A 12,312-nucleotide genomic window follows, 5' to 3' on the forward strand; every position below is an offset into this window, starting at 1 on the left:
GGGCATGGTGCGGGCCAGGACGTCGCCCATGGTGAACTTGCCGGCGTTCCGCAGGGGTTCGGCCAGCAGGAACATCAGCAGGCGCCGGCCGCGGGCTCGCGGCGCCAGGCCTCGTCCACCCGCTCGTCGGCGGCGGTGACGGCACACAGCAGCAGCGCGGCCAGGCTCTCCACGAGGGCGTCGAGGAGCTCACGGGCGGTGCAGTCCAGGGGGAAGGCGCGCCAGCGTTTGAGGGCGTCCCCGGCGAGTACGGCGCCGGACTGGAGAAGACCGCGCACGCGCGCGTGCTCGCTGTCGTAGGCGGTGTTCACGGCCGAGGTGAGCCGGAGGGCGGCCGCGTACTGGGCGGCGGTGGCGCCGGCCAGCTCGGGCAGACGGGACTTGAGCGAGTCGAGGAGGCCGTAGGCCGTGCGGGCCATGACGTGCTGCCGGGCGGCGGGGTCCTGGGCATGGTGGGCGAGCCAGATCCGCAGGGGTGCCACGGCGGTGGCGGGCAGCAGTCCGGCGCCCCACGCGGACTCGGGCAGCTCCGGCACGGTGAAGCGGGGTACGTCGCCGAGGCCCGCCTTGGTGAGCAGGGCGGCGTACTGCCGGGAGACCTCGGAGACGACCTGGTGGGGAACGCGGTCCAGGACGGTGACGAGGGTGACGTCGTACTCCTTGGCGGCGCGCAGCAGGTGCCAGGGGATGGCGTCGGCGTACCGGGCGGCCGTGGTCACCATCACCCAGATGTCGGCGGCGCAGATGAGTTCTGCGGCGAGGACACGGTTGTCGGTGATCAGGGAGTCGACGTCGGGGGCGTCGAGGAGGGCGAGCCCGCGGGGGACGGTCTCGGCGGTCTCGATGCGCAGCACGCGCGCGGCGTCGTCGCCGGGGCTCTCACCGGGGAGCAGGAGCTCGTCGCGGGGGTCCGGGAGGGGCGTCCACACACGTGTGAGGTCGGGCAGTACGCGCATCCCGCTGAACCAGTGATGATCTTCCGGATGGCAGACCAGGACCGGTGTCCGGGTCGTCGGGCGGAGCACACCCGCCTCGCTCACCCGGCGCCCGACGAGGGAGTTGACCAGTGTCGACTTCCCTGCGCCGGTGGACCCGCCGACGACCGCGAGCAGCGGTGCCTCGGGCGCCCGCAGGCGGGGTACCAGATAGTCGTCGAGCTGCGCGAGGAGTTCGTCGCGGTTGGCACGCGCGCGGGGGGCTCCGGCCAGGGGCAGCGGAAAGCGTGCGGCGGCGACACGGTCGCGCAGCGCGGAAAGTGTGTCGAGCAGCTGAGGCCGTACGTCCAAGGTCACCACATGCGAAGAATGCCCAATTTTAGGGGAATTCTGAAGCATATAGACATGTCTGCGCGCCGACGGGACAGAACGGACGGAAGGGATGACCGGGACACGGGCACAGTCCAGGCATAACGAGTGCACAACACCCGGTGCGCCAGACGTCAAAAGCGGTGCACGATTCGTACCTGCCTGCGATTATCAGGACCGCTTCACCGAACCTCCACATTGAGCCACGGAGGCGAAGCGACAGGGTCAGGGAACCGGGAGCCCTATCCTTGTCCCCGGCAACGTCACGGATCAGCCCACACCCGGGCACCAGACACGAGGCCACACACCAGGCCCCCGTAGCTCAGTGGATAGAGCAGGCGCCTTCTAAGCGCTTGGCCGCAGGTTCGAGTCCTGCCGGGGGCGCCACTGAGAGCCCTCCCTCGGGGAGGGCTTTTTTGCTGGTCGGAACGGGTGACACCCGACACGCCGAAGCCCCGAATGCGCCCTTGACGATCAGATCCGGCAGCTGCCCGTCCACGCACCGCGTGTACGTCGCCAGGAGCACGGCGACGCTGTTCCCGGCCCGCTCCGCGACCTGAGCGGGCGGGATGCCGTCGTTGAGCCACTTCGTCAGGCGCGTGTTCCCGTTGTCGTACACGCGCCGCCCGGTCGGCGACTCGAAGACGTGCGGAGGCGGCACGCCCTTACGCGCACCGCGCCACGCCGACGGGTCACGGAGCCGGAGAGGATGCCACCCGACTCACCTTGGAACAGAAGATCACCCGGCTGGAGTCCCCCATCCGCGACGTGCTGCCTCAGGATGCGTGTCAGGGCCGGGTGTCCCGGCACGGCGCGCGTCTCGCCCTCCGCGCGCCCTTTCAGGTCCCGGTGCTCGTGGATCTCCCCCGTGTCGGTCCACTGCTTCCCGACCTCCGGGGTCGCCGTGTGGATCAGCGGCTCGCGGTAGTGGGTCAGGCCGGGCCGTCGGCATCCCGCATGGAGGACGCGAACGCCTCGGGGCCCTGCTCCACCGCCGCCGGGTCCATCCACATGACCTGCCAGCCGTGGCCGTCGAGGTCGAAGAAGCTGCGTGAGTACATGAAGCCGTAGTCCTCGGCGCCGTCCGCCTCGGCGCCACCCGCCGCGAGCGCAGCGGCGCTGACCGTGTCGACCTCCTCGCGGGTGGACACGCTGAAGCAGTACAGCGCCAGCGTGTGCGTGGTGGGATCGGCCATCGGCAGTTTCGAGAACTCCGCGAACTTCTCACGGCTGAGCAGCATGACGAAGGCGTGCTCGCCGACCAGCATGCAGGCGGAGGTCTCGTCGGTGAACATCGGGTTGAAGCTGAACCCGAGCTTGGCGAAGAACGCCTTGCTGCGCTCGAGGTCTGCCACGGGGATGTTCACGAACAGCATGCGGCCGGGGTGTGCGGGATTGGTCATGGCGGGTCTCCAGTCGGTGGCTCGATGGCGTACGTCCTGGTGGACCGGCCCAGCCGGCGGAACTCATCGGTGGATCTCGGCCAAGAGAGCCCGGCAGTAGGTGGTTCGAACAGCGACTGTCGGTGATTGTTGGTTCATGCGAGCGGTGAACCTGCCGCGCTTACTGTGCGTCAGAGGTGCGTGCCGGGTCTCTTGCGGTACGTGCCGGGTCTCTTGCGCTTTCCGCTACGTCAACTCCTACGGTCATCGGTGTGGCCGGAGAGACCGGCCTGGCGATGAAAGGCACGGCAATGGCCTGGTCCATCGCGGACGTGGCCCGGATGTCCGGGGTGACGTCCCGGACGCTGCGGCACTACGACGAGATCGGGCTGCTTGTTCCCGCGCACATCGGGAGCAACGGCCACCGCTACTACGAGGAGGCAGAGCTGCTGCGGCTGCAGCAGATCCTGCTGATGCGGGAACTCGGTCTGGGACTGCGCGAGATAGCAGCGGTCCTGGAGCGCCAGGTCGACCAGGTGGCCGCGTTGCGGGAGCACCACCGGAGGCTGCTGGCGGAGCGGGAGCGGCTGGATGTGCTGGCCGCCACGGTCGGCCGCACCATCGCGGAGCTTGAGGAAGACAAGGACACCCACGACATGGTGAAGATCAGCAGGCCGGAGAACCTGTTCGAGGGCTTCGATGCCGCCCGCCACGAGGCGGCCGCCGGCGAGCAGTGGCCTGACGAGGTGGAGCAGTCGAGGCAGTTCGCCGACACGCTCACCGACGAGGACCAGGCGCGGCTGCAGCGGGAGGCGACCGCGGCAATGGTCCGCATGGCCGAGTTCGCGGCGTCCGGCACGCCGGCTACCGACCCGGCAGTCCAGGCTGAGGTCGATGCCCACTACCGGGGCATCTGTCGGATGTGGACCCCGAACGCGGCCGCGTTCAAAGCCCTCGGACAGACGTATGTCGACGATCCGCAGTGGCGCACGGCCTACGACCAGGTCGCTGACGGGCTCGCCGCCTACCAGCGGGACGCGATGGCCGCCTACGCGGGCGCCCGACTGAGCTGACCGGGCCACCGGCGGCCGGAGGGCTGCAGCCCTCCGGCTCTGGCGTCTTCCACCCGATCTGATCCACCACCCGGCGATGCCCTGTCCCCGCGATGCGGCATCGCCTCACACCCATGGGAGCATCCGCCGTGATCCCCGCCCACTGGGCCCGCCACCACCGCTGTGAGGACGGCGAACTCCTCGGCTACCTGCGCCCGGTCGACGACAAACCGCTTCTGTTCACCCCGGTTACCGTCTTCGGCCACCCGCTCGGCGCACCCACCAACGAGCGTCACGCCCGCGAGTGTCTTGACCGCATGGGGCTGAGCTACCTGGCCCAGGACTGGCTGCTGTCCCTGCCCGGCCGCCCGGACCCTGTCGCCGTCCAGATCGTCGAAGCCACCCCGCGACAGCTCCGGGTGAAAAACGTCGACTACGGCTACGCAGACGCGAACATCGGCCACATCTTCGTCCTCGACGTCCCCGCCTCCGGGCAACTCCACCCGCGCTGACCCCAGCCCGACAGCCCCGGTCGCATCAGCAACGCTGGACGCGCTGGTGCACGGCTCCGGCTACGAACGCATCGCCAGTGATCACTTGTCCGCGGGACTTGCCCCTGCCCCAAGGGCAGGGTTCGACGATGCTTCGCATGAACAACAACGCGCTGCACTCCGTCGAAGCCCACATCCGCGAGCAGGCCGCCGCCTACTGCGAGTCCAACAACGTCCCCGGGTACGTCGCAGGCGTCCACCACGCCGGCGAGCAGATCGTCGTCGCCCATGGAACCAGCAACGTCGCCACCGGCGCACCGATGTGCGACAACACCGGATTCCTGTTCGGTTCTGTCACCAAGGTCCTGACCACCACGCTGGTCATGCGGCAGGTCGACCGTGGGCTGTTGGACCTCGACACGCCAGTGGTGAAGTACCTTCCGGAATTCGCCCTGACCGCACCGGGCACGGCGAACAAGATCCTGGTCCGGCACCTGATCTCACACACCAACGGCATCGATGCCGACCTGTTCTTCCCCGACGCCAAGGGCCGTGACGCACTAAAGATCTACATCGACGGCCTCGCGAGCAACTGCGGCGCCTTGTTCGAGCCCGGCGAGCAGCTCAGCTACTCCAACGGCGGCATGATCGTCGCAGGCCGCCTGCTGGAAGTGGTGACCGGCATGCCCTTCCCCGACCTGCTCGAGCGCGATATCTACGCGCCCGTCGGCATGAAGGACTCCTGCACCTCGGCCGAGGAGGCCATTCTGCGCAGCACGGCCGTCGGCCACTTCCTCGACCCCGAGACCATGGCGGCCAAGCCCACCGGCATGTTCATGCTGCCCGACACCTGGGGTCCGGCCGGCGGCACGCCGATCGGCACCGTCGCCGACCTGCTCGCCTTCGGGCGCACCCACCTGGCGGGCGGTATCTCCCCGTCCGGCGCTCGCGTCCTGTCTGCCGGGGCGACCGCGCTGATGCAGCAGGTGTCGTACGACATGGCGACCCCGAACGTCCCCCCGATGGGCCTGGGCTGGGTGCGGTACCCGTTCGGTGACACAACCGTCCTCGCCATGTCGGGCGCGTCGCCCGGCGGAGTGTCCATCCTGTGCGTCGTGCCCGAACACGACCTGGTCTTCACTGCCTTCGGCAACGCCTCGGCAGCGATCATGCTCCACGACCAAATCCTTCAGCGGCTCCTGAGCGAGCGTCTCGGCGTCCGGATCCCCACTCTGGTCACCGGAGGGGAGCAGGACGTCGACCTCACCCCGTACGTGGGCACCTACCGCTCCAACCAGCTCCGTATCGACGTCAGCATCGTCGACGGCCAGCTCGAAGAGCGGACGACCTACGAACCGGCGGACGAATCGCAGGGACGGGTCTTCACCCGGTTCGCCGGCGGCATGACCTCCGCTCCGCCGCAGCGCTACGTGCCGATCCGGCCAGGCCTTTTCGCGCCCTCCGGGTACCCGCTGGAAACGTTCGACGGATACCTGCGGCTACTGCTCGTCTCCTACCACGATGTCCGCGACGGCCAGGCGCGCTTCCGTAACGGTGGCGGCCGCCTGACCCGACGGGCTTGACCGTTCCGACCGACCGGCCCGGGTGGAAGGATGACCGGCATGCTGAAGATCGGCCAGCTCGCGGACTACGCCGGAGTGACCATCAAGGCCATACGCCACTACCACCAGCGCGGCCTGCTCGCTGAGCCCGACCGCGACCAATCCGGCTACCGTCGCTACACCGCCCAAGACGCGATCGACCTCGTCAAGATCAGGACCCTGGCCAATGCGGGCGTGCCGCTGGCCCGCGTCAAGGACCTTCTCGACGCCGACCCGGACACGCTCACCGCGGCCATCACCGAGATCGATCACGACCTGGAAGACCGCATGGCGCAGTTGCGGCGAACCCGCGACCAGCTCGCCCAACTGCGCGGCGGCGACCGGCTGTTCGTCTCACCGGAGGTCGCCGACTACCTCGACGTCCTACGCGAACTCGGCGTCAGCGACCGCCAGAGGGAACTGGAACGCAACGGCTGGATCCTCATGCAAACGGCCTCGCCCGAGGACGCCTCCCTATGGATCGCCGAAAAGCGCGAACTCATGAACGATCCCGAGTTCCGCGCCCTCTACCTCGACCATGACGCCGCCCACGACTGGTCGCCCGACGATCCCCGCCTCCCCGCCCTCGCGGCCCGTACCAGGAACTGGTTCACCAACCACCACAGCCAGTCCGAGACCCGCCCCGTCCACAGCCCGGCCATCGCCCGGTTGGCCGCGCAATCCCAGCCCGGAGCCTCATCCCCGGCGTGGAACCGCCTCGCCCAACTGACCAGCGAGGGAGACGAGCGTGAAAACCGACGGTAGGTCGCGGGACGAGCGAGATCAGCCCCGTCCTTCACGTGATCATCCCCGTCCTTCAAAGGAACCGCTCCTTCAAGCGGTAACGGGCGGCAAGCGTGGCCTGGCCGTGGACGTCGTACCTCGACGACGGCCACATCGACCGGTCGACCACGGTCACTCCGAGCTTGTAGGGGTGCACAAACGTGCCGGCGCCCTGGTCACCGGGGCCGTGGCCTGACCAGCGGAGATCAGTCCACCAGGACCACCAGGCTTACAAGGCGGATGTCAGGGCCGATCGCTTGGTCTGTCAAGAAGCCGTGCTCGTCCTCCAGGCGCTCCCAGCTGTACGGGCAGCCCGGTCGCCCCCGTACCGGCGTCAGGGCCGTGCCAGTCCAGGCAGATGACGGTGGCGTCGTCGGGAAGGTGTCCGTCGCAGGCGTCGGTGACCGCGGTGGTCATGTTGCGCACGACCTCGCGCGGGTGCTCGGTGGCCGTGTCGCGGAGGAGTCCCGGCAGGTCGACGTTCTCCGCCTCGCGTTCCTGCATGCCGTCGGTGTAGAGCAGGAGGCGGTCATCGGGCCGCAGATCGAGTTCCTGTGTCCGGTACGGGGCGGGCAGCTGCAGGCCGAAGGGCTGGCTCACGGCCAGGGGCAGTTCGTCGACCGTGCCGTCGCGTAGACGCAGCGGCCAGGGGTGGCCCGCGTTGATCAGCTGTGCGCGCGTGCCGTCCAGGGCGATGCGCAGCAGCTGACCGGTGGCGAAGGCGCTGCGGCCGTACTCGAGGAGGGCCCGGTGGATCTGGCGGGCCTGTTCGACCAGGTCGGCCCCGGCGCGGCGGGCGCCCCGGGAGGCGTTGATCAGGAGGGTGGCCATGAGGGCGGCGTCGACGTCGTGCCCCATGGCGTCGGTGATGGACAGGTGCAGTGTGTCGAGGTCGAGGGTGTAGTCGTAGGTGTCGCCGGCGCAGTTGTCGGCGGGGACCAGGGTCGCGGCGAGGGCGAACTCGGGCGCCTCGCACGAGGGAGCCGCGGGTAGGAGCTGGCGCTGGATCTCGGCGGCCAGGGTGACCGGGGTGGTGCGCTGGCCCCAGTGGTAGAGGTCGGTGAAGCGGCGGTCGGTCACGAGGACGTACGCCAGCGCGTGCGCCGTCTCCCTGACCTGCGCCAGCGTCTCCTCCGTCACATGGGGCAGGACCAGTTCCAGCACGCCGATGGCGTCGCCACGGTTGGTGACGGGGGCGAGGACCCGACAGCCCGACCCGCCGCACGACACCTGCACGAGTCTCTGGGTGCGCAGGACCTCGTCGTAGACGCTGCTCGCCAGAAGGATCTGGTCGACGTGGCGGCCGCGCTGGGAGTCCGTGTCCTCGGTGACCCGCACCACCTTCCGGCCGACGATGTCGACGAACAGGAACGACACGTACCGTGCGCCGAACCGGTCGCTCAGATTGCGCGCCACCACGTCGAGGGACGCCACCGGCGCCGCGGCCTCCGCCGCGGCCAGAATCTCGGCCAGCCACCTCCGACCCCACGTCACGGCATCCTCCCTGGGTTCTGCGCTCCTCTCCGCAGTACCGCGGGCTTCACAGGTCCATACATTCGTGACATACGGGGCTCGGCCGGAGGGAGGGCCGGGCTTGCGTTTGCGCTGCTCGGGGTGGGTGCGGCCCCGGTGTCCGCAGGGGGTCGCGACGAGCCCGGGAGCGGCGTTTCGCCGGCGTTCCGGTTCCGGCCGGGGTCTAGGCTCGGGCCGTGGGGCAGCCGGAGCAGCGTGCCGAGGGCGCGGGACCGTTCACCACCAGGCTCACCTGGCGCCCTCCCGGCGGCGGCAGCGCGGTGTGGGAGTCGCGGCCCGCGCGGCGCCGCGGCGTGCTCGTCGTCCGGCCGCCCGGTGCGGCGGGCGGCCGGCCCGCCCGCGCGGACGCCACCGCCATCGGCCGGCTGCGCAGACTGAACGTCATCGCGGCGATCTCCTTCGTCATCGGCGGAGCCCTCTTCGCGGCCGGCGCGGCGGTCGCCCGGTTCGGCTCCGGAGACGCCACCGAGTGTGCCTCGATCTACTTCGCGGGCGGCCTGTTCTTCAACACCGGCGGCTACGTCTCGCTGCTCCAGGTGATCAACGCGCCCCGCCATGTCGCGGGCGGCGCGGGCCGGCTGGTCACCCGCCGCTGGCGGTGGTGGAGCTACGAGCCGACGCGGGTGGACTGGCTGAGCGCGTTCGTCCTGTTCGCGGGCACCCTCGTCTTCGCGGTCTCCCTGCTGAGCTCCTTCCTGCAGGGGCTGAGCGTGCGGCGGACCAACCGGCTGATCTGGGCGCCCGACGTGGTCGGCTGTGTGCTCTTCCTGGTCTCCGGGCACCTGGGCCTCGTCGAGATCTGCCACGGCAGGCCCCGCGTCCGCCCGCGCGACCTCGGCTGGTGGATCGTCGCCGTGAACCAGCTCGGCTCCGTCCTGTTCATGGTGTCGGCGCTCGCCGCCTTCACCCGCCCCGCCACCGGCAGCCCGGTCAACGCCGGCATCGCCGACTGGGGCACCCTGACCGGCGCCCTGTGCTTCTCGGTCGCCGGCATCCTCCAGCTGCGCGAACGGCCCTAGGCTCGGGACCGACGGCTACCGGGCCCGTGCACGGGCAGGAGACGCGGCAGGACGGCAACCGCACGGGGGTGCGTGGGTATGGACAGGGAGGGGCACCATGAGTGACACGAAGCGGGCCGGCCGGCAGGACGCGGCTGCGGACGCCTGGGGCCCACGGCCCGGGTTCGCCTCGCGGCATCCCCTCGGCCTGCGCGTCATGGCGTCCGCGGTGCTCGGCGCGTTCGGGCTGTTCGCCGTACCGGTGGTGCTGCTCGGCGGCGTGATCATGCTGGAGGTCGTGGGGCGCGCGCTGAACCCGCCCCCGATACCGGAGGACGGCGCCGTCGTACTGCGCAAGCGGGCGGTCGTGGGTACCTGGCGGGACGACCGGGGCGGGCGGATGGTGGTGGGCGCCGACGGCACGTTCACCTGGAACGGGGTGTGCGGCGACTTCTCCGACGCCGATCTGAACAGCGTCGCCACCCCGGACTCGGGCTCCGGTACGTGGCACCGCTCCAACCAGCCCGCGGAGGAGGAGGACTCCTCCGTGACCAAGATCCACCTCGACTTCGCGCAGAGCGCGGTGTGGACCGAGTACGAGGCCCGCGGAACCGCCGCGCATCCCGTCCTGTGGCAGTACGTCGGGGACCCGGACGGCGGCGAACTCTGCGTGCTCAAGAAGGTGCGCTGAGCCCCAAAGCCGGCCGAGCGCCCGGCGGGGCACGCGGCTCCGGGCTCGCTCCGGGACAGCCGTTACAGTCGCCTCCGGAAGGGAGAGACGACGTGCGACTTCGCTGTGCGGTGCTGGACGACTTCCAGGGTGTGGCCACCGAGCTGGCCGACTGGTCGGTGATCGAGGACGAGGTGGAGGTCGTCGCGCTGCGCGAGCACCTCGACGGCGAGGACGCCCTCGCCACGGCCCTCGCCGGCTACGACATCGTCGTCACCCTGCGGGAACGGGTGTCCTTCCCCGGCTCGCTGCTCGCCCGCCTGCCCCGGCTGAAGCTGCTGGTCGCGTCCGGCATGCGCAACAGCGTCATCGACTACGCCGCCGCCGAGGCGGCCGGTGTCACCGTGTGCGGTACGCAGAGTTCGGGCACCCCCCGGTGGAGCTGACCTGGGCGCTGCTGCTGGGGCTGGCCCGGGGGATCGTCGAGGAGAGCGCCGCGCTGCGCACCGGCGGCCCCTGGCAGTCCACCGTCGGCGCCGATCTGCACGGCCGCCGGCTGGGTCTGCTCGGACTGGGCAGGATCGGCAGCCGGGTGGCCGCCGTGGGGCTGGCCTTCGGTATGCGGGTCTCGGCGTGGAGCCGGCACCTCACCAAGGAGCGCGCGGCCGAAGCCGGCGTCGAACTCGCTCCCTCCAAGGAGGAGTTGCTCGCCGGCAGCGACTTCGTCTCCGTCCATCTGGCCCTCGGCGAGCGCACCCGGGGTCTGGTCGGCGCCGCCGAACTCGCCCTGATGAAGCCGACCGCGTACCTGATCAACACCTCGCGGGCGGCGATCGTCGACCAGGACGCCCTGCTGGCCGCGCTGCGCGAGGGCCGGATCGCGGGCGCCGGTGTGGACGTGTTCGACATCGAGCCGCTGCCCGCCGGCCACCCGATGCGCACCGCCCCCCGCCTCCTCGCCACGCCCCACCTCGGCTACGTCTCGCACGCCAACTACACGACCTACTACGGCCAGGCGGTGGAGAACATCCAGGCGTACCTGGCGGGTTCACCCGTACGACGGCTGCCCTGAGCGCCTGCCGGATCGGGCCCCGACGAGCCGTCGCCCTTACCGAACACACCTGCCACGCCGGCCGAACACGACCGTGGAAAGGGCGATCCGGCCGCACAAACAGGGAAGGGCCCCGGCACCTCGAGCGCCGGGGCTCTTCGCATGCGCGCGGCGGTGGGACACGGAGGCGCTCACGCGTACCGGTAGATCCGGCTCAGGTCCTCCAGCTGGTCCGGGGTCTCGTGCCACGGCGGGAGCTTCTGGTGCCGGGCGACGATCCGCGCGTGCTGCGCGTCCTTGGAGCCGGGCGGCCGGGCCGGAAGATAGCGGTGCTCGCGGTGGGCCCGCTGCCAGCGCTGCCACTGCAGGTCCAGGAAGGCGTGGTGCAGCCAGAACACCGGATCGTTGACGGAGGCGGCGCCGAGCATCACGCCGCCGACCCAGCGGTGCACCCGGTTGTGGTTGTGCCAGGAGGCGTTGCCGCTGCCGGTCCCCCAGCCCTCCAGCTTGTTGCGGAAGCCCCGGCGGACGGTCGAGTCCCACGGCCACGCGTCGTAGACGCGGTCGGCGAGCGCCCACCGCAGATCGCTCTTGGTGGGCAGTTGGAGGGGGGCGGCGGCGCGGCCGAGGTCCCGGGTGAGGTACCGGCCGTCGGTGACGCCCTCCCTGATGGGCCAGTGGCCCGCCGAGTAGGCGAACGGCCCGGTCGTCACCTGCTGGTCCGAGCGCCGCCCGTTGCCGCCGAGCAGGTCCTTCGTCCAGGGCACGGAGTGCGGCGTGCGGTCCCGGGTCCAGTTCCAGTACGGCACGGTCACCGAGGAGTCGACGCGGCGCAGCGCCCGCTCCAGCTCCAGCAGGAACCGGCGGTGCCAGGGCAGGAAGGACGGCGACATGTGGGCGGTGCGCAGGCCGGTCTCGCCGTCGGGGGTGTAGAAGTCGATGTGCATCCGCACGAACTCGTCGTACTCGCCCCGCCGTTTGAGCGTCAGCAGTGCGTTCACGAACCGGCGGCGCTCGCTCGGGGTGAGTCTGCGGACGTCCTTACGCACGTACGCCATGCTGTCCCCCCATGTCCGTGTGGACCCCCGGCTGAACGCCCCTCGGGCCCGGGGCCATGTCGCGCAGCCGCTGGCCGGGGCCGATCTCGTCCACCGCCGCGCGGGCCGCCTCCAGCGGCGTCCGGTACGAGGTGTAGTGGTCGACCATGCTCAGCCAGGTGCCGTCCGCCCGCCGCATCAGGTGCAGCGAGCGGCCGTCGATGGTGATCTGCCAGTCGCCGTCGGAGGTCGCGTCCCGCGCGGCCGGGAGCAGGACGCCCTGGATGCGGCGGCCCCGGTAGGTCTCGTCGAAGAAAGGTGCACTACCGGGTCTCCGAGAACACGCGCCGGATCATCGACTTCAACCTGGCGAGGAGCCTGGAGGCGCACGAGGCGGCCGGCGCGACGAG

9 protein-coding genes, 1 tRNA gene and 3 pseudogenes are annotated in these 12,312 nt (G+C 70.6%); 8 read left to right on the plus strand and 5 right to left on the minus strand.

Annotated features, from left to right (window positions below; genetic code table 11):
- Positions 1–80: 80 nt before the first annotated feature.
- Positions 81–1,295, minus strand: a pseudogene (locus tag ACWEN3_RS28660) (dynamin family protein); the annotation flags it as partial.
- Between the two features lie 320 nt (positions 1,296–1,615).
- Between ACWEN3_RS28660 and ACWEN3_RS28665 the strand changes: the two are divergent.
- A tRNA-Arg gene (locus ACWEN3_RS28665) sits at positions 1,616–1,691 on the plus strand.
- A gap of 545 nt (positions 1,692–2,236) precedes the next feature.
- Here the strand turns inward: ACWEN3_RS28665 and ACWEN3_RS28670 are convergent.
- Positions 2,237–2,707: a VOC family protein gene (locus tag ACWEN3_RS28670; RefSeq protein WP_452976504.1), complete on the minus strand. Its 471-nt coding sequence runs from the start codon at positions 2,705–2,707 to the stop codon at positions 2,237–2,239.
- Between the two features lie 290 nt (positions 2,708–2,997).
- Here ACWEN3_RS28670 and ACWEN3_RS28675 point away from each other — a divergent pair, with 290 nt between their 5' ends.
- From ACWEN3_RS28675 to ACWEN3_RS28690, 4 genes are all read left to right on the plus strand, one after another.
- Positions 2,998–3,759, plus strand: a complete 762-nt coding sequence (locus ACWEN3_RS28675; protein WP_452976520.1) for a MerR family transcriptional regulator — start codon at positions 2,998–3,000, stop codon at positions 3,757–3,759.
- A 128-nt stretch (positions 3,760–3,887) separates the two neighbouring features.
- Complete coding sequence (locus ACWEN3_RS28680) at positions 3,888–4,250, plus strand: hypothetical protein (protein ID WP_452976506.1); 363 nt, start codon at positions 3,888–3,890, stop codon at positions 4,248–4,250.
- A 137-nt stretch (positions 4,251–4,387) separates the two neighbouring features.
- Positions 4,388–5,812: a serine hydrolase domain-containing protein gene (locus ACWEN3_RS28685; protein ID WP_452976508.1), complete on the plus strand. Its 1,425-nt coding sequence runs from the start codon at positions 4,388–4,390 to the stop codon at positions 5,810–5,812.
- Positions 5,813–5,851: 39 nt separating this feature from the next.
- Positions 5,852–6,595: a MerR family transcriptional regulator gene (locus tag ACWEN3_RS28690; RefSeq protein ID WP_452976510.1), complete on the plus strand. Its 744-nt coding sequence runs from the start codon at positions 5,852–5,854 to the stop codon at positions 6,593–6,595.
- Positions 6,596–6,856: 261 nt separating this feature from the next.
- Here ACWEN3_RS28690 and ACWEN3_RS28695 read toward each other — a convergent pair whose 3' ends face one another.
- Positions 6,857–8,107 (minus strand): PP2C family protein-serine/threonine phosphatase, encoded by a 1,251-nt coding sequence (locus tag ACWEN3_RS28695; protein ID WP_452976512.1) that lies wholly within the window; start codon positions 8,105–8,107, stop codon positions 6,857–6,859.
- Between the two features lie 215 nt (positions 8,108–8,322).
- Here ACWEN3_RS28695 and ACWEN3_RS28700 point away from each other — a divergent pair, with 215 nt between their 5' ends.
- From ACWEN3_RS28700 to ACWEN3_RS28710, 3 genes and pseudogenes are all read left to right on the plus strand, one after another.
- Positions 8,323–9,165: a hypothetical protein gene (locus ACWEN3_RS28700; RefSeq protein ID WP_452976514.1), complete on the plus strand. Its 843-nt coding sequence runs from the start codon at positions 8,323–8,325 to the stop codon at positions 9,163–9,165.
- A 97-nt stretch (positions 9,166–9,262) separates the two neighbouring features.
- Positions 9,263–9,835 (plus strand): hypothetical protein, encoded by a 573-nt coding sequence (locus tag ACWEN3_RS28705; RefSeq protein WP_452976516.1) that lies wholly within the window; start codon positions 9,263–9,265, stop codon positions 9,833–9,835.
- 92 nt (positions 9,836–9,927) lie between these two features.
- Positions 9,928–10,886: pseudogene (locus tag ACWEN3_RS28710) on the plus strand (D-2-hydroxyacid dehydrogenase family protein).
- A 170-nt stretch (positions 10,887–11,056) separates the two neighbouring features.
- Here ACWEN3_RS28710 and ACWEN3_RS28715 read toward each other — a convergent pair.
- Positions 11,057–11,923 (minus strand): tyrosinase family protein, encoded by an 867-nt coding sequence (locus tag ACWEN3_RS28715; RefSeq protein ID WP_452976518.1) that lies wholly within the window; start codon positions 11,921–11,923, stop codon positions 11,057–11,059.
- A pseudogene (locus ACWEN3_RS28720) lies at positions 11,907–12,215 on the minus strand (tyrosinase family oxidase copper chaperone); the annotation flags it as partial. The pseudogene ACWEN3_RS28720 and the gene ACWEN3_RS28715, both read right to left, overlap by 17 nt.
- Positions 12,216–12,312 lie beyond the last annotated feature (97 nt).

The sequence above is a fragment of the Streptomyces sp. NPDC004561 genome (genome assembly GCF_053602155.1).

Coding starts and splice junctions, on each gene's coding strand:
- ACWEN3_RS28670 (WP_452976504.1), bottom strand. CDS start 2,707: ATGACCAATCCCGCACACCCCGGCCGCATGCTGTTCGTGAACATCCCC.
- ACWEN3_RS28675 (WP_452976520.1), top strand. CDS start 2,998: ATGGCCTGGTCCATCGCGGACGTGGCCCGGATGTCCGGGGTGACGTCC.
- ACWEN3_RS28685 (WP_452976508.1), top strand. CDS start 4,388: ATGAACAACAACGCGCTGCACTCCGTCGAAGCCCACATCCGCGAGCAG.
- ACWEN3_RS28690 (WP_452976510.1), top strand. CDS start 5,852: ATGCTGAAGATCGGCCAGCTCGCGGACTACGCCGGAGTGACCATCAAG.
- ACWEN3_RS28705 (WP_452976516.1), top strand. CDS start 9,263: ATGAGTGACACGAAGCGGGCCGGCCGGCAGGACGCGGCTGCGGACGCC.
- ACWEN3_RS28715 (WP_452976518.1), bottom strand. CDS start 11,923: ATGGCGTACGTGCGTAAGGACGTCCGCAGACTCACCCCGAGCGAGCGC.